Annotated in this window: 16 protein-coding genes; 13 read left to right on the top strand and 3 right to left on the bottom strand. The window is 50.8% G+C overall.

Annotated features, from left to right (window positions below):
• Window positions 1–25: 25 nt before the first annotated feature.
• Window positions 26–778 (bottom strand): class I SAM-dependent methyltransferase, encoded by a 753-nt coding sequence (locus KKH67_00520; protein MBU1317655.1) that lies wholly within the window; start codon window positions 776–778, stop codon window positions 26–28.
• A gap of 298 nt (window positions 779–1,076) precedes the next feature.
• Between KKH67_00520 and hslU the strand changes: the two genes are divergently transcribed.
• The gene (gene hslU, locus KKH67_00515; GenBank protein ID MBU1317654.1) at window positions 1,077–2,453 is read left to right on the top strand and encodes an ATP-dependent protease ATPase subunit HslU; all 1,377 of its coding nucleotides are present in this window, start codon (window positions 1,077–1,079) and stop codon (window positions 2,451–2,453) included.
• 480 nt (window positions 2,454–2,933) lie between these two features.
• Here hslU and KKH67_00510 read toward each other — a convergent pair whose 3' ends face one another.
• Complete coding sequence (locus KKH67_00510; protein ID MBU1317653.1) at window positions 2,934–3,503, bottom strand: cell wall-active antibiotics response protein; 570 nt, start codon at window positions 3,501–3,503, stop codon at window positions 2,934–2,936.
• 190 nt (window positions 3,504–3,693) lie between these two features.
• Here KKH67_00510 and argF point away from each other — a divergent pair, with 190 nt between their 5' ends.
• The 10 genes from argF to KKH67_00460 all read left to right on the top strand — a co-directional run bounded on the left by argF (window position 3,694) and on the right by KKH67_00460 (window position 12,125).
• On the top strand, window positions 3,694–4,611 hold the full coding sequence (gene argF, locus KKH67_00505) for an ornithine carbamoyltransferase (GenBank protein ID MBU1317652.1): 918 nt from the start codon (window positions 3,694–3,696) through the stop codon (window positions 4,609–4,611).
• Window positions 4,612–4,632: 21 nt separating this feature from the next.
• A complete protein-coding gene (locus KKH67_00500) occupies window positions 4,633–5,484 on the top strand; it encodes a hypothetical protein (protein MBU1317651.1) in 852 nt (283 codons plus the stop codon).
• A 157-nt stretch (window positions 5,485–5,641) separates the two neighbouring features.
• Window positions 5,642–6,076, top strand: coding sequence for a PaaI family thioesterase (locus KKH67_00495; protein MBU1317650.1), 435 nt, complete (start codon window positions 5,642–5,644; stop codon window positions 6,074–6,076).
• 207 nt (window positions 6,077–6,283) lie between these two features.
• Entirely contained in the window at window positions 6,284–6,763 is a 480-nt protein-coding gene (locus KKH67_00490; GenBank protein ID MBU1317649.1) for a hypothetical protein, read from the top strand.
• A 269-nt stretch (window positions 6,764–7,032) separates the two neighbouring features.
• Window positions 7,033–8,139 (top strand): hypothetical protein, encoded by a 1,107-nt coding sequence (locus tag KKH67_00485; protein ID MBU1317648.1) that lies wholly within the window; start codon window positions 7,033–7,035, stop codon window positions 8,137–8,139.
• Window positions 8,140–8,356: 217 nt separating this feature from the next.
• A complete protein-coding gene (locus KKH67_00480; GenBank protein ID MBU1317647.1) occupies window positions 8,357–9,187 on the top strand; it encodes a ParB N-terminal domain-containing protein in 831 nt (276 codons plus the stop codon).
• A 193-nt stretch (window positions 9,188–9,380) separates the two neighbouring features.
• Window positions 9,381–10,088, top strand: coding sequence for a GWxTD domain-containing protein (locus tag KKH67_00475; GenBank protein ID MBU1317646.1), 708 nt, complete (start codon window positions 9,381–9,383; stop codon window positions 10,086–10,088).
• 21 nt (window positions 10,089–10,109) lie between these two features.
• Window positions 10,110–10,640, top strand: a complete 531-nt coding sequence (locus tag KKH67_00470) for a hypothetical protein (GenBank protein MBU1317645.1) — start codon at window positions 10,110–10,112, stop codon at window positions 10,638–10,640.
• Window positions 10,641–10,765: 125 nt separating this feature from the next.
• Window positions 10,766–10,948: a 4Fe-4S binding protein gene (locus KKH67_00465; protein ID MBU1317644.1), complete on the top strand. Its 183-nt coding sequence runs from the start codon at window positions 10,766–10,768 to the stop codon at window positions 10,946–10,948.
• The gene (locus KKH67_00460) at window positions 10,932–12,125 is read left to right on the top strand and encodes an NAD(P)/FAD-dependent oxidoreductase (protein ID MBU1317643.1); all 1,194 of its coding nucleotides are present in this window, start codon (window positions 10,932–10,934) and stop codon (window positions 12,123–12,125) included. The genes KKH67_00465 and KKH67_00460 overlap by 17 nt, the downstream gene beginning before the upstream one ends.
• 39 nt (window positions 12,126–12,164) lie before the next feature.
• On the opposite strand, the gene rpsT is transcribed toward KKH67_00460, so the two are convergent.
• On the bottom strand, window positions 12,165–12,431 hold the full coding sequence (rpsT, locus tag KKH67_00455) for a 30S ribosomal protein S20 (protein ID MBU1317642.1): 267 nt from the start codon (window positions 12,429–12,431) through the stop codon (window positions 12,165–12,167).
• Between the two features lie 71 nt (window positions 12,432–12,502).
• Between rpsT and murJ the strand changes: the two genes are divergently transcribed.
• Window positions 12,503–14,074 (top strand): murein biosynthesis integral membrane protein MurJ, encoded by a 1,572-nt coding sequence (gene murJ / locus KKH67_00450; GenBank protein MBU1317641.1) that lies wholly within the window; start codon window positions 12,503–12,505, stop codon window positions 14,072–14,074.
• Window positions 14,071–16,314 carry a ComEC family competence protein gene (locus KKH67_00445; GenBank protein MBU1317640.1) on the top strand — a complete coding sequence of 748 codons (2,244 nt, stop codon included), beginning with the start codon at window positions 14,071–14,073 and terminating at the stop codon, window positions 16,312–16,314. The genes murJ and KKH67_00445 overlap by 4 nt, the downstream gene beginning before the upstream one ends.
• Window positions 16,315–16,421: the final 107 nt, after the last annotated feature.

Here is a 16,421-nt window from a genome sequence, read left to right as displayed (position 1 = left end):
CGGAATTGTTGGAATCGACGCAATACTATTTCTCGCCGACCACGACGAGCCTGCTTGCCTCGTGGTCGTAGCAGTTACCCGACAGGCCACCGTAGCAATTCACATTGCTGAAGCCGCCTTCGGTAAGCAGCGATGCCAGTTCCACAGCCGAATAACATCGGAGCGTGAACTCGAACTCCTTCTGATTGCCATCTCTAATGATTGTCCAAGTGTTATTGATCCTCGACCAATCCTCGCAGATACTCCGCTCTTCTATGATTATCGTACCATCGCCGTCACGATGCCAATCGCTTTGCCTGAAGTTTCGCGCCACCACTTCCTTGCCGATTGTGTCTATCACACATTTTCCATGGACTCGCAAAGAGGCACTGATGTTCTCGATAACACGACGATCATCCTCAGGATTATCGAAATATCCGAATGAAGTGAAGATGTTGAGGGCCGCGTCAAAAGCGCTTTCGTCGCGAAAATCCCTCATGTCGATCTGTTTGAACTCGATCGAAAGCCCCTCTTTATCAGCGCTTGCCCTTGCTTCATCGAGGTACTCTGCTGTCCTGTCGATTCCTGTAACGAAGTACCCGCGTCTGGCAAATTCCAGGGAATGTCGTCCCGGCCCGCAGCAAAGATCCAGAATCCTCGCTCCCGGTTGGAGGTCGAGCAATTCTACTATTTTGTCCACTTGGTCGACCGTGCTTGCCCAGCGTTCCGGATTGAAGAACATCGGCCTGAGTTCACGCCAGAAATCTTCATTCTCGTACCATCGTGGATCGTGGTCCATTGACACACCTCCCGGACGAATGATTGACTCTGCTCGATGTCTGATTGCGCGCAGGTTGCTTCTCAATCCTAACAGTAAAAACACGATAAATCAAGCTGTTTAGAGTGTAGACCCATGAATTCTCCCGGACCAGTCCAGGCGTGTTCGGCTTCTCTGAAGTACTGTAGCCTACTGCAACAAAGAACGAGATGTGGTGTAGAAGAGAAGATCGCGAAGTGGTGATATTCCGAGTGGACTGCGCCGAACTTCTTGACATGGCTCGAAGGATACGTATACTATGTCCTTTTGGAGGATTTAAATGGACAGAGAATTGACACCGAAAGAGATAGTAGGCGAACTCGATAAATACATCATCGGACAGGAAAAAGCGAAAAAAGCTGTAGCCATAGCTCTTCGCAACAGGTGGCGCCGCCAGCAGGTTGAGGGGGAGATCAAAGATGAGATTCTCCCCAACAATATCATCATGATCGGCCCAACCGGAGTAGGCAAGACTGAAATTGCCAGAAGGCTATCGCAGCTTGCCAATGCTCCGTTCATTAAAGTCGAGGCGTCGAAATTCACCGAGGTTGGCTATGTTGGCCGTGATGTCGAGTCGATGGTTCGCGACCTTGTCGATCTCGCCGTGACCACAATCAAGCGGGTGCGGGGCGAAGAGGTCCGCGCCAAGGCAGAGAAGGTTGCTGAAGAACGCATACTTGATCTTCTGCTGCCAAAAGCTCCGAGGAAGATCACGAATGGCAAGTTCAGCGGTCCAACGCCGGTGCAGCCGGAAGAGGACTTGATTGAGAAATGGGAGCGTAACAGGGAAAAACTCCGCGAGAAGCTCCGTGAGGGCGAGCTTGACAAGCGCACAGTCGAAATCGAGACAACAAGCGGTGCGTTTCCGATCGTCGAGATATTCTCACCATCCGGTATGGAGGAACTCGGTGTCAATTTTCAGGAAATGTTCTCCGAGATGATGCCGAAGAAGCGCAAGAAACGTCGGTTGACGGTCGAGGAGGCGTTCAAGATCATCTCTGCCGATGAGGTCGGCAGGTTGATCGACATGGATGAAGTCATCGGTGCTGCCCTTTCGAGTGTTGAAGATTCCGGAATAATATTTGTCGATGAGCTCGATAAGATTGCCTCGCCCGAGGGGAGGACTTCGGGTCCCGATGTCTCCCGCGAGGGTGTGCAGAGGGATATCCTCCCGATTGTTGAGGGCTCCAGCGTTATGACCAAATATGGTATGGTCAGGACCGATCACGTTCTCTTCATCGCCGCAGGTGCGTTCCACATGACGAAACCGTCAGACCTGATACCGGAACTTCAGGGACGATTCCCGATTCGCGTTGAATTGGACAGCTTGGATAAAGATGATTTTGTCAGGATTCTTACAGAGCCTAAGAACGCGCTTGTGAAGCAATACACGGCACTGCTGCAGACCGAGAAGATAAAGTTGGTTTTCGAGAAAACCGCAATCGAAGAGATCGCATCGATTGCCGACAAGGTCAATCAAAGTTCGGAGAATATAGGCGCACGGCGGCTTCACACAGTTCTGACCACTCTGCTCGAAGACATAATGTTCGAATATTCCGAATGCAAGCCCAAGACAATCAAGATCACAAAAGCGCTGGTCAAGAAGCGCCTCGACACAGTGATCGAAGACGAAGACCTTTCGAAGTATATTCTGTAATAGACTCATCGTGGCAGACCTTTCGGTCTGCCCCTCTGTTCGCCGGCAATGAGGCATAATCCCGCGAGCGACGTACCGTCAACTAAGATCAAGCTCTTGATCTTAATGGGGTATGGCCTTGCAATCGATTGTCTTTGTGTCTGTTACAGTTGCCTCAAAATTGACAATTCGACCTTTTCCCCAATTTGGACACCGGTTTCCACTGACGCAACAGCGCTTCCAGGCGTTGTAACGAGTGATATGCAGACAGCAAACCGCGATCAGAGATCGCGGCCACACAGGCTTGCAGCGAGAAATCTCTTACCTCTTCGGGAATAACTCACATCTCAGAATGTATAGCTCTTGAGCAGATGGAGCTGCAGCGAAAGTCTGCACTCAACAAACCAGAGAAGCGCGCCCGTTTGTTTTTTGTCGCCACCAAAACCGAACAGGTCAAGCGCGCACATGCCGGGGCTGTCCTGAACTACGGTCCCGGCTCTGTTATCTCCTCGATATTTTGACGTCTCCCAGACCGGACTTCGCAGTCACCTTGATCTTCTTCGGCGCGCTGTCGTAGTCCGGATCGGTCTGATTCACGCGCGGAGAAAAACCGTCGGAACTGTCGGAGAATACATGAACATCGCCAATACCACACGATCCTGAGACATTGCAGGCGATCTCTGCCGGCAGCTTGACTACGACCTCGCCTAAGCCTACGGAGGCCGCAACCGAGTTTTCACCTTCGCGAAGGTTTGTCTCTGTAAGGTCTATTTCGATGCTGCCTGCGCCGAGCTGCACATCGAGACCGCGATCATGGATTGAGTCTGGTTTCGTGCGAATCTGACCGACCACTCGCGTGATCCTGCCTGCTTCAGAAGGCGTGGCATCCCCGACCTTGCAGCCTGCCTGACGATAGATCAGCCAGATTCCGACCGCGATCAGCGCAACAGACCAGAAACGGCCAATCGTATCCCAGAAATCGAAACGGATTACATAGAGATTGTCGAGTACGAGCAACATTCCTACGACAATCAGAGCCGCTCCTCCCAAAAGAGTCCACTTTCGATTCATAGTCACCGCCCGTCGGATTAGGTTTGCTGATATGTACTTATGCTACGTATCAGAGACAGTGCTGGTTTCCTAAATATGGACTGCGGAAGACATCGCTGGATCAATTTGCTTGACAGTTCACGTCCAGCGCCTAAATTCGAGCGGAAATTCACTGTGAAAAGAAAAACATCTACATATAGGAGGTAGGACTGTGACCAAGGACTTTCTGCAGATCACAGATTTCACTCGCGACGAAGTCATCGAGACTTTACAGCTTGCGCGCGACATGAAGTCTGGCAAGTTCACTGAGAAGCCGATGGACGGAATGACCGTCGCATGCATTTTCCACAAAGCATCACTGCGCACCAGGATTTCGTTCGAAACCGGCATTTTTCAACTCGGTGGCAATTCGCTTTATATCACGGAGAAGGAGATTGAACTTGGCAAGCGAGAGTCAATTCATGATGCCGCAAAGGTGTTGTCCCGCTATGTCGGCCTGATTATGATACGGACATTCTCGCATAAGGACGTCGAGGATCTTGGTAAGCACGCGGATGTTCCAGTAGTGAACGGTCTTACCGATTTAACTCATCCATGCCAGATTCTCGGTGATATCCTTACGGTATGGGAACATCTTGGCAAATACGAAGATATCAAGATCGCCTATCTTGGCGATGGCAATAATGTAACGAATTCGTGGCTGAATTTATCGATGCTGTTCAAGTTCGATCTTGCCATAGGAACGTCTCCCGACACACTTCCTGATTCCAACATTCTGCACAGGGCGCAGAAAGCAGGGGTCTCGAAAATAGATATCTTTCACGATCCTAAAGAAGCGGTTCGCAATGCCGATGTAGTCTATACAGATGTGTGGGCCAGCATGGGCCAGAAGGATAAGGCCGAGCTGAAGATGAATCAGCTACGGGAATTCCAGGTGAATGATGATCTGCTCTCGCTGGCGAAACCGGATGTTAAAGTACTGCACTGCCTGCCCGCAGAACGGGGCAGGGAGATAACAGACGAGGTGATGGACGGACCCCATTCGATCGTTTTTGACGAGGCAGAAAACCGGCTCCACATTCAGAAGGCAATAATGACTCAACTCTTGAAAAATAAGTCAAAGACATAACGCATAAGAGGAGTTTAGGTTATGATGCGCCCTGTTCACCTGAGAATGTTTGCCACACTGCTTGCTCTCGCGCTGTTGATAGGATGTTCTTCCGACAGCGGGACCGACACAACAATCAAGCAGGGGAATCCAAATGACGCCACGTTCCTTGCCGTTCGTGCGGAGGTTGGAGAGGTTATCGATGAGCTGGTTGACAACAGCTATGAACCGCTGACCAACCCGTGGGGATTTCCACTCGACTCGATTAACGACTGGCCTGACTACAGCTCTTTGCATCCGGATGATACCATCGACTACAATTACAGCGATGATGGCTGGTATTCGCTCTATGTCGGCAGTTTTGCCACATCGAACGTCTCGATTGTCGTCGACAGTGTGATGTTCCTCAGGAATGGGGAGGCAATGTTTAACTACAATTCGTACACAGATGGCATTGAAGTCAAGAGGCATGTCAACCAGACATACGAGGGTGAGGAGTCCGATTACTCAGAACAGACTATATACTGTGAGGGCAGCTTCTCCGGTGTGAATCTGGCAACGGCTACGGTCGATGCGCTTGCAGAATTCGATGTTGATGACTACTCAATTGACGGCAGCTCGACAATGCATATCAATTCCGAGTACACTGTCACTGTCACAGATATGCAGTTCGACAGAGAGCACGAATTCGCGCAGTGGGATAATGCTGCGCCTCAGGGTGGAAGTATCAGCCTGTCAGTTACGCGTACGACTGAAGTGACTGTCGATAACACCACGACTAATACGTCCGGAGATTGGAATATCACAGTGACCTTCTCGTCAAACGGCACTGCCTCGATCGAAGTGATCTCGAACAATACCCGCTGGACATACAGCGATACATTTGGAAGCTGAAGATCGCCTTTGAATCGTGATTGCAGGGCGGGAAGATCGGAATCTTCCCGCCTTTTGATTTTCTGATTGAGCTTGCCCTGCCGACTCCCGATCCGTATCATCCACAATGTTATACAACGCAGCGCATTTCTGTGTAACATAAGGTGAGGAGCGACGAATGAAAGAAGTCGTCAGATATAAGGACTGTTTTGTCTGTGGTGAGCAAAACGAGATCGGCCTGAAGGCTAAGTTCTTTGTTCGAGATGATGGTGCGGTGATCTCCAAAATCGTAGCTGACGCGCGATTTCAGGGTTACAAAGATGTTCTGCACGGTGGCATAATCTCATCGATGCTCGACGAAGTGATGATAAAGGCTGTGCTTGCAAAAGGTGTTTTCGCGGTGACTGCGGAGATGACGGTGAAATTCAAACGTCCTGTTCTGACAGGTCAGAAAATCTCATTCACCGGGACAGTGACCGAAGAGAGGCGCAGAGTGTTCAAGGCGGTTGGCAGTGCGGTCAATGATCTGGGAGAGGAGGTCGCCTCCTCCAAAGCAACTTATCTGGAAGCCAAAGGAGACCTTTACTCTATACTGACCGAGTCGATCGAATAGGCTTGTACTGCTGCACCATTGCTGCAAGTCTCTGCACAAGTGCTGAATCTTATGCATTGAGAGATCATTCGTTCAATGCAGGCACATCTTCCACATCTCACGAGTCTGTTGACGGATAATCGTTTACGTTCTCGCACTTTCTTCTGTCAGATCGTATTCACTGCGGCACACTGTTTGCACAAGGGTTGGTCCTGGGAGGTCTGACTCATGAAGTGTTACTTCTGTGGATATGGCTTGCGAAATGGGGATGGGCTTTCGGGCGATTGCATTACCAGCTTTGCAATACCGGATCTTGGGGTGCTGTTTCGCACAAGGCGGAAAGGCGCCAGGTTTGAATGTGAGTATCTTGCCCTTTTGACCCTTCTCGAGTTTCTCTCTGTCAACTCGACAACAGTCGGCAATCAGAAATTCGAAATTCTCAGTGACTCCGCTGTCGTCGTATATCAGCTGACAAAGAAGATGCCTGTATCGTCCAAATTGATGCCCTACTACAGGCGCGTCACGAAATACAGGAACGAACTCAATTTCGACATTTCATGGATACCGCAATCCGTCAATAGAGCTGCCCAGCCTGTACCGGCACTCCCTCCTCTAAAGGTCAAGTTCAACTTCAATTTTGCACTGGCGAAAAGGGATATTGAACAGCCGTCCAATTCCGACTTTCCGACGATTTCGGGCGAACCCTAGAATTTCGCAGGCGCGTAGCTCCCGATGCGCAGAGTCAGGATTTGCCAGGTCACAGCAGGTTTTCCTGATGAACCTCTCATAAGTGTTCTAGCAACATTCGCAATCTATGTTTCCCCTATTTTAAGCCACACCCATTATTCAATCGCACTACTCTGCCGACTTCATAAGTGTACGAGAAGACGCCTGCGGCTGAAGGTGAAACTTCTCGAGGTTTCGAATGTTCAATTCAGCGATGATGCGTTGAACTGCTTAGACGATCGAGGATGTACATGCGATCTATTGGACTCATGATATTGCTGCTGCTGGCTGCAACGCCTCCGGCGGTCTTCTCTCTCGATATCACCGAAACTGCACGCATGCAGGTTCCTGATGGTGCTGCCATTGTACCGTCAGAATCGGGCTGGATATCGCACAGGCCAAAGCTTGTGACAGTCTACGAAGATAATCATGAGCCGGCTCATGAGAAGAGCACCAAGCTTAACGAAAGAGTTGAGATCTCCGATGCCGGCAGCTATTACAGTATTCTTAAGTACAACGATAACTCACCTACGACCTTCTCGCTGCTGCGGGTAGATGTGTTCAACAACGCCGGTGAGAGAGTCTATTCTGTTGACAAGCCGCGAGCATCATCCATTCGGCTTTCTGATGCAGACGGCAGCGCCGTTGGAATTGTCGGAGCAAAAGGATTCCCATCTTCCGAACTTGATGTTTACGACCGCGCCGGGATGATCAGTCACACCCTTCATGTCACGTTCCTGACAGGTATATCTTTTGAGCCTGCCAGTGGCCTTATGTTCGTTAACAGCGCCGACTCGGGGCTTGTGGCCTACGACATGTCAGGTGTTGAGGTGCATCGTTACGGAATCGCCCGGAATTTCTGCGTTTCCGGTGATGGCGAGTTTGTCGCTACAACCAATTCAATCGGCATCTCCTACTTCAAAAGCGGATTGAAAATCAAGTCCATGGCAGAGGCTCCCGGTCTGACAGGGACTGATATTGACATGAGATTCGATTCCGGTGCCTCCAGACTGGCGGTTCTCGGATTCGATCATCTGCGAGTCTACAGTCTGCCGACTCTCGAGTTAATATGGGAGCTAAAATCACGTGAGCCAAATGCCAGATATTCGGCATTGGACAGCTCTGATGATGGATTGATAGCGGTTGGTTATGATGTTCCCATGAAGCGCAACGGCAACACCAGCCACACCCAGGGAGGTGTATTGTTGCTTGATTGGAACGGCACCGAGTTACACAACATGGAACTCAAGTATGCCGACTGGACCATCGGACATCCCCTGGTGCGTTTTTCATCAGGCGGTGAGCTGCTAAAGATCGCCACTCGCAACGAAGCATATCTTCTGACAATCTCACGATAATCGACTCACCTGCGCATCGAATTGCACTTATTAGATCGCCTTATGCGAACAAGTTGATCGATTCGCGGCCCGTGGTTCAGCCTTAGAATTACTGACTTTACTGCGTTGTGCGGCAAATGGTTACGGCGACAAGATTTGGGCTTTATAATCCGGCATTTGCTCATAGAGGCACGGCGTTTGCTTTTTCGGAGTGCATGTACCGAACGTGGGGAAATAAATGAGCCATCATTGGCATCCATTGAGAATTATCGGCACCGATCTGCTCAGGCCGCTCTCGAGCCTTTCGGAGCCGATCACGAGGCGGCTGGCAGCAGGCATGGCGGCCGCTGGCATTCAGAAAAACCCGATTGCGGTTGCATCGGTCGGTTCGTCAGAGTTCATAATTCTCGACGGAGTCGCCCGTTGGAGCGCGCTGAAGCGGCTCGGAATCAGGGACGCACTGACACAGGTTGTCGATCTCGATGATCCGCTGTCGAAGTTGTCCAGTTGGAACCATGTTGTGAGGCATCTAACCGCACGGGAACTCGAGAACATGGCCTCAAAGCTCAAGCTGACACTCAGCACAGCAGAAGAGACGGTGTCAATTCACGACCGACACATTGGTGCAGATACTCTCGTTGCGCTGCTCGGAGACGATAAAACCTATCGCATTGAATTCGATCGATCGGACCTGATATCGTTCAACCAGACTTTGTCGAGACTAATAACCGCTTACTCGGCGAATTCACAGGTCATCCGCCTTCCCTCTGAATCGCTGATTGACGGTTCACTTATCAGCCGCACAGGTGGTGAGGCTCATATCACTCTGCCGGTCTATACGCAGTCCGAAGTGAGCCATCTAATGAAGTCCGGCTATCTTCTGCCGCCGCACACACTCTGCTATTCGTTCCCCTGCCGCTATCTCGGCATAAGAATCTCGCTGGATATCCTGTCGCAGGATGTGCCTTCCGATGACAAGAACGGCTTTCTCGATGAGCTGATCCGCATGCGTCTCTCACGCAGCCGCGCCGCTTATTATCCGCAGTCCGTCTTCCTGATGAATGACTGATATCTTCAATACAGATTGTCGCATAGAAAAAAGTGATGTCAATCTGTAGTTTCCACCTTGACATCAACGCAATACGCTATTATCCTATTCCTACGATCTAAGATTCAGTTGTTGATCCGGCTGGAACACAAGTGGGGGGCTTGGCAGGTTGTCGCGGGGTAGGCTTTTCAAGATCAGACAGCGGAGAAACCACATGACGCGCGCAGCTACGGTTGTACTACTTATCTACAGCATGATTCCTGCTTTGTTTCTGAATGGCTGCCTTTCTTCATTGCGGGAAGCTGATACCTTAGGCGATGAGGCTGCGAGGGCAATTCGCCACATATCTACCGACGAACAGCTCCGCGAACTGAAAAAGCTCGACTCAAGAGAAGATGTCGAGCGATTTCTCAGTGATTTCTGGGCAAACCTCGATCCAACGCCCGGCACACCTGAGAATGAAGTGAAGCAGGAATATGACAGACGATTCCAATACTCCGAAGAGCACTTCCGCGAGTCGAATTTACGAGGCTCTCAGACTGATCGGGGGCGTGTCTATATCATTTACGGGCCTCCTGCTGAGATCTACCTAGATCCGATGGTCAGGGAGGATTTCGATAATATCGGCGGTTTTCAGATTGAGAGCTGGATGACAGAGCAGAGCGAACCGGAATTCAAAATGTTCAGAATCAGATCTGTCATTGTGTGGGAGTATGATCGCCCGGCAAGTAGAGGGAAAACAACGAGCGTGTTCTCAAGATACAGTTCGTCGAAACTAACATTCGTTTTCGCTGATTTCGACGGGTATGGCGCATACACGCAGGTCTATTCCACTGCGGAGGGGGAGATCGACGACACCCGCCTGATGATGGGACCGGTCGGCCCGAAACAGTCACAATGGAAAGCAGATCCTCATCGGTGAGCCGGGAGTCTGCATAGGCATATGTGGATACAAACTAAGATTGCAGTATTCGGGTATATGCTAACTGCCATTTGCACGATCATTATGATGGTCGGCACAGCCGCACCGTGTCTTGCCCAGACCGAAGCTAAGGTCGACACTATCAGAATCAGACATAAGCACTCGAGTTGCGAGTACTACCATGGCGTATATAAGGTGGGGTCATCCAATCTCAGGGAAATCATGATCGACTGCCCCGAAGCAATATCCAGATTGAGCAAGGCAGATGCGTGTCGTGCGACCTCCTCATTCTTGATGGTAGCAAGCGGCGCCTGTATCGGAATGTCGCTGGCGAGCGCATTTCGAACCGGATGGGACAATGAGACGGCTACAATGGTAGCAGGTGTTGCTCTGGCTGCTATCAGCTTCGATCTTGATCAACGTGTCTATAAACACCGCAACACAGCCGTCAAGATATTCAACAACAAGCAGCTCATGCGCTCCGAAAAACCATCGACCACAATCAAACTCGCGTTTACGGGACAGGGTGTCGGGTTGGTTGTGAGTTTTTGATATATGTAGGGCAAAATCCCGGAGCGGTTCTGCCTCTCTGGTCTACCATCAGTGACTCCCCCATATTTATGTTGAAATCGTGACCGATTCGGTTTACCATATCCTCTGTCATGTTTGAACTCTGTTTGACAATAGATGAGGCGCTGTGCGGGGAATGCGGCGGATGTGTGGCTGTATGCCCGTTCGACGCCATTATCCTCGAAGCTGATGGCGTCCGCGAGATTCCGAACGCGTGCACGCTGTGCAATCTCTGCGTAATCACATGTCCATCACGAGCGATTTTACTCAAAGATGAAATCAAAGTATGATGTCGTAGTCGTAGGCGGAGGGCCGGGAGGTCTGTCCGCCGCGTTGTCGGCTTCACGTGCCGGAGCCGAAGTCCTTCTGCTCGAAACCCACCGCAAGATCGGCCAGCCGGTCTCCTGTGCCGAGGGGATAAGCTGCACGGGACTGTCTCAAGTGCTGGAGCCGAATGAAGATTGGATCAGTAGCAGGGTCAGCGGCGCAAAGCTGTTTTCTCAGAACGGCAAATCGATGTTTATCGATCATCCCAATGCCGGTTACATACTCGATAGATCGAAATTCGAGCCGTATATCTCAAAGATGGCCGAAGATGCCGGTTCTGAGATCGCTAAGGGCTGGAGGGCTGAGAAACCTGTATATGAAGATGGGCGGTTTGTCAGAATAGATGTGGTCTCAAACGGTGAGCGGAAAACTGTCGAGTTCAAGATTCTTGTTGCAGCCGATGGCATCGAATCGACCATCGCAAGGCAGGCAGGGCTGGTGAAGCCGTTGCTGCCGTCTCGTGTAGCGAGTTGCGCACAATACCGTATCGAGGGCATCTCCATTGAACCGGAAACTCCCGAATTCCATTTCAATTTCGACATCGCTCCCGGTGGATATATATGGGTATTCCCGAAGGGGCCAGATTCGGCCAATGTCGGCCTCGGATTGATCCCGACAATGGCGAAACACTTGAATCCGTTTGAGCAGCTTGATCGCTTCATGAGCAGCCGGTTTGATCGGTTCAAGATCACTCAGAAGATGATGGGCGTTGTGCCGCTGTTCGAGGGTCGCCACACCATGCTGAAGGATAATCTCATGGTCGTAGGCGATGCTGCTCGTCTGATCGATTCTCTTACCGGTGCGGGAATCGCTACGGCGCTATATTCCGGCAAATTGGCGGGAGAACTTGCGGCCGAAAGTGTGCAGAATGGGAATAGGGCGGCGATTTTGAAAGAATACCCGAAGCGATTCATGGCGATATTCGGGCGTAGACTACGCATGTATTCTCTGGCTCACCAGATATTCCGCAGGTTGAAGCCGGAGGAACTCGATTTTGTGGTTGGATTTGCGGAAGAAATATTTGCCGGGAAGAAGACTTACGCCATAGATTCTGTGGACGTGATCAGAAAGATTCTGACACGGATGCCGGGGTTGATAAACTCGCCCCCCGATTGGTCTGGAAATAGGAACTGCCGGTGACAGGCGCCGGCAGATATCTACATAACCGAAAGCGGCAGATCAGGAATGAGACTTGACCAGATTGTTATAAGCGCGAGCAAGCTGAGATTTCCTGCGAGCAGCAGCATTCTTATGAATGATGTTCTTCTTGGCAGCGCGGTCGATTGCCGTCTGCGCCCGCTTGAGAGCGGCCAGCTTCACATCGGCAGCCTCGGATGCAAGAAACTGCTTGATCGAGGTTTTCATCTTCGACTTCGTGGTCTGGTTACGCCTTCTGCGCCTGTCCGACTGCCGGATAGCTTTCTTTGTGTGTAAGTGATGCGCCAATCAAAGCTCCTTTATTTGGCTAAAAAACGTTATTCTGAAGGCTGAATATAGCCAAAACGTCTGGTTTGTCAATGAAAAATAGTCCCGAACAACCGCACTTTGTGAGATCGACAGCCAAGGTCTCGGCGGGCACATTTGCCTCGCGAGTGCTCGGCATGGTGCGGATGAGCGTAATGTCGGGTCTGTTTGGGGCATCCGACGCTAACGATGCATTCGTTGCTGCGTTCAAAATCCCCAACCTGCTTCGAGATATGTTCGCCGAAGGAGCGTTGTCGGCGGCATTCATACCGATTTTCACAACAAAGCTCAAAGAAGTTGGCAGATCTGACGCCATGCAGACAGCCAATATGGTGCTGAGTTTCCTGCTGGTGGCTGTCGGACTGCTGGTCATAGTCGGGATTTTGGCGGCGCCCGCGATCGTCTCGGCGCTTGCGCCGGGATTCGAGGATATTCCCGGCAAATTCGAACTGACGGTCATGCTTGGTAGAGTGATGATGCCGTTCCTGCTGATTGTCTCTATTGCAGCTCTTTTCATGGGGATGTTGAACGCGCTCGGCAAGTTCGGCACTCCGGCATTCGCTCCGGTGCTGCTCAATGTGGGAATGATAGCCGCCGGATTCCTGATATGCCCATTTACTGATCCACCGATTCTCGGCATGGCAATCGGCGTACTTGTCGGGGGTCTTGGCCAGACATTTGTGCAGTTGCCTCAGCTCCGAAGGGCCGGATTTCGGTTTAAATTCGACTTCAAATTCAACAATCCCGATCTCAAGCTGATCCTGAAACTGATGGCGCCGATGGTGATCGGCCTCGCGGCCACGCAAGTCAATGTCTTCGTAATCACTAACCTTGCGTCCAGACTATCGGATGGAGCGGTCTCGTATCTTGACTATGCGTATCGGCTGTTGCACCTTCCGCTCGGTCTGTTCGGTGTTGCGATAGCTACAGTCGCGTTGCCAAGCGCCTCCAGACTTGCGGCCGAGAAAGACCTGAATGGTATGGCTCAGCTCTATATCCGTAGCCTCAGATTCGGATTGTTTCTTGTACTGCCTGCTCAGGCGGTATTGCTATTTGCAGGAGAACCTATCGTTGCGCTGTTGTACCAGCATAGTCAATTTGCTGCAGCCGACACTGTGGAGACTGCATCGGCGCTGGCATATTACGCCATCGGGCTGGTGGCGTACTCTTCTGTTCGTATCACCGTCCCTATGTTCTATGCGATGAAAGAGACTCGTATCCCCGTAGCAGTATCCGTGATAAGTGTATTGGTGAATATAATCCTCTGTTTTGTTTTCAAAGGGTATCTCGATTTCAAAGGGCTGAGTCTCGCCGTGGCGTGCTCAGGCTGGCTCAACTTCGCACTGCTGCTTCTGTTCCTGTCAAGGCGATTGCCGATTCTCTCGGTCAGGGGAGAGTTGATCGGCTTCATCAAGATTGCCGCATCTGCCACTCTGATAGCTCTTGTTCTTATCATTGGGCAGAGATTCTACCCTTGTGACATTCACGACGGCGCAAAGTTGGAATGGTTGGCTTACTCTGCGGTGATGCTTGTCGGGGCAGGCCTAATCTATTTCGGGATCACGAGACTTATGCGAATTATCGAACTCGATTCTCTGAAGGAGCTATTCGGGAAACGTAAATGAAAAAGTATCCGGGGCTCGTTGCATGTACATTGCTGATAGTAGGCGTGCTGATCGGCAGGGAAGTGCATCCACCAGATTTCCTGACTTTCTGCGTCCTGGTGGGATGTTTCTGTGTGACGCTCGTATCTCTTATCAAGAATTGGGACATCGCATGGCGTGTCGCGGCAGCATGCTGCATTGTGACTCTGGGCATCTTCAGATATAACTTGCTTGCATCGAACATGCCGGCCAATCATATCTCACATTTCAACCACGTCAGACAGGAATCCACTGTCTACGGGGTGCTGGCTAACGAACCGGATCTCAGGCCTGACCGAACGTATTTGACAGTCAGATGCGACAGTATCCGTCTCAAGAGCGGGACACTGGAGACATCAGGACTACTTCTTGTAAAAATCGATCGATTCGATGATCGCTTCAATTATGCGGATAGAATATCTGTTGAAGGTGTCCCCCGCCCTCCAGTTGAGCGGCGAAACTTCCACGGTTTTGACTACAAGCGGTATCTTATGCTGAAAAAGATTGCCTCTTGTATCCATCCGAATCATTGGCAGAGGATCAAGGTACTTGAGCATGGAACTGGAAGCCCGATGCTGTCGAAAGTCGTAATTCCATTGCGTGGCTATATTCTCGACCTGTTTGGGAAACAAATTCTAGGCTCAGAAAGGTATCTTATTGCCGGATTTCTGATAGGAGAGACGAGGTTCATTCCACGGCAGATTTATGAGCGTTTCAAGGACACCGGCACACTGCACCTTCTCGCGGTCTCCGGCTCAAATGTTGCCCTTGTGACCGGCACGGTCATGCTGCTTTTCAGGCTCGCGGGATTGCCGAGACGGCTTCTGTTTGCACTGTCGCTGGTGGTCATCGTGATCTTTTGTCAGCTTTCATTCAACCAGCCCTCTGTGATAAGAGCATCACTAATGATCGGCTTGGTCCTGGTCGGCAGAATCGTCTATCGCAAGGGAAGTCTGGTGAATATAGTGGCAGTGGCAGCGCTGCTAATACTGCTGTACGATCCTCTGATGCTGTTCGACATCGGCTTTCAGCTATCGTTTGTGGCAGCGTTCAGTCTTGTGTACTTCCTGAAGCATATGTTGCCGCGACACCGCTGGCGATCGCGGTGGAAGAGATGGGTTCTGGATTACGGGCTGATGATCGTGCTCTCGTCAGTGGTCGTCCAACTGATGGTTGCCCCAATCCTTGCCTATTATTTCGGCAGGATCCCATTGATATCTTTTCTGTCGAATCTGGTCGTGATTCCCATTTCGTCAATTGCAGTAGTGCTGTCGTTGCTGCTCGTAATCCTCGCACCGATCCCGTTTCTATCGGATGTCATTGCCGTCGGAACGCAATTCTTCCTGCATATGTCGATCAGGGCTGTCGACTTCTTTGCATCACTTCCATTGGTGAAATTGTCACTCTCTCCACCTGATCTCTCGACTATCATCTTCTATTACTGCACCCTGTTCGCTCTTTTCTCGGTCATGAGATCGAGACGGAATGTCAGGTATCTTCTGGCAATTCTGCTCGCCTGGGGGAGCATTGCGTCCTGGAGAAGTGTGGTTGCTGACTGGAGAAGTGGGCCGACCGTCACGTTTCTGGATCTGGGGCAGCGGTCCGGGCTGCATGTTCACATTCCGCCTGATTTCGATCTGATCGCGACAAACGCTGACTCAGGAGAGGGTTTCGACCAGGTCAATCAGATCATTCTGCCATATCTGATCGGTGAAGGCGTTGGCAGCGCCGATATATGGGAGCAGTGCGCTCCATCGGACTCTGAGATTTCCGAGGCGGTTGGCGTGGAAGCGGCAGACCTGCTTCCTCCTGATACAGGTTTTGTCCGAGTTGGTTCAATTTACCGTGTGGAAATGGCTAAGTCATCTCAGGGTATTGAGATAATGGAAGTGCTACTTGATGGTAAGCTCATGATCTGGCTCTCTCGATGGGCTCATCTCGATCTGCTAGATACAAATGATGTGAGGAACCTCGAAATCCTGGCGTTGCCGTATCCGGGAACAGATGCTTTGAGATTCATCGACAAACTTAAACTGCTGGCTCCAAAGAGGTTGATTGTCTTCAATCGTCCAATGGATGAGAATCACGCTGATCTTGATTTTCTGGACAAGGAGATTGGTGAATTCGGCATCGCTGTGTTTGATGTTTCTCGGTCTGGTGCTGTTCAATTCGATATCAGAAGTGCCAAGATTGAGGTCAAAACCGCCATCACCGTTGACTGACAACAGCAACTGAAACCATGATGGGGAATCTCCCACTTTTTCGCTGTAAACCCGCTTCATATAAAGCAGTTTTGCTCCCGCGCAGTAAAGTAATTCATCCTGCTGCC

Source organism: Candidatus Zixiibacteriota bacterium, from assembly GCA_018820315.1.
In the GTDB taxonomy this organism is placed as follows: Bacteria; Zixibacteria; MSB-5A5; order JAABVY01; family JAHJOQ01; genus JAHJOQ01.
The sequence above is the reverse complement of the archived record's forward strand: the minus strand, read 5'-3'. Positions and strand labels throughout refer to the sequence as shown.

Coding starts and splice junctions, on each gene's coding strand:
- KKH67_00510 (MBU1317653.1), bottom strand. CDS start 3,503: ATGAATCGAAAGTGGACTCTTTTGGGAGGAGCGGCTCTGATTGTCGTA.
- murJ (MBU1317641.1), top strand. CDS start 12,503: ATGAAAAATAGTCCCGAACAACCGCACTTTGTGAGATCGACAGCCAAG.
- KKH67_00480 (MBU1317647.1), top strand. CDS start 8,357: ATGAGCCATCATTGGCATCCATTGAGAATTATCGGCACCGATCTGCTC.
- KKH67_00485 (MBU1317648.1), top strand. CDS start 7,033: ATGCGATCTATTGGACTCATGATATTGCTGCTGCTGGCTGCAACGCCT.
- KKH67_00490 (MBU1317649.1), top strand. CDS start 6,284: ATGAAGTGTTACTTCTGTGGATATGGCTTGCGAAATGGGGATGGGCTT.
- hslU (MBU1317654.1), top strand. CDS start 1,077: ATGGACAGAGAATTGACACCGAAAGAGATAGTAGGCGAACTCGATAAA.
- KKH67_00475 (MBU1317646.1), top strand. CDS start 9,381: ATGACGCGCGCAGCTACGGTTGTACTACTTATCTACAGCATGATTCCT.
- KKH67_00495 (MBU1317650.1), top strand. CDS start 5,642: ATGAAAGAAGTCGTCAGATATAAGGACTGTTTTGTCTGTGGTGAGCAA.
- KKH67_00445 (MBU1317640.1), top strand. CDS start 14,071: ATGAAAAAGTATCCGGGGCTCGTTGCATGTACATTGCTGATAGTAGGC.
- KKH67_00460 (MBU1317643.1), top strand. CDS start 10,932: ATGAAATCAAAGTATGATGTCGTAGTCGTAGGCGGAGGGCCGGGAGGT.
- KKH67_00500 (MBU1317651.1), top strand. CDS start 4,633: ATGATGCGCCCTGTTCACCTGAGAATGTTTGCCACACTGCTTGCTCTC.
- KKH67_00520 (MBU1317655.1), bottom strand. CDS start 778: ATGGACCACGATCCACGATGGTACGAGAATGAAGATTTCTGGCGTGAA.
- KKH67_00470 (MBU1317645.1), top strand. CDS start 10,110: ATGTGGATACAAACTAAGATTGCAGTATTCGGGTATATGCTAACTGCC.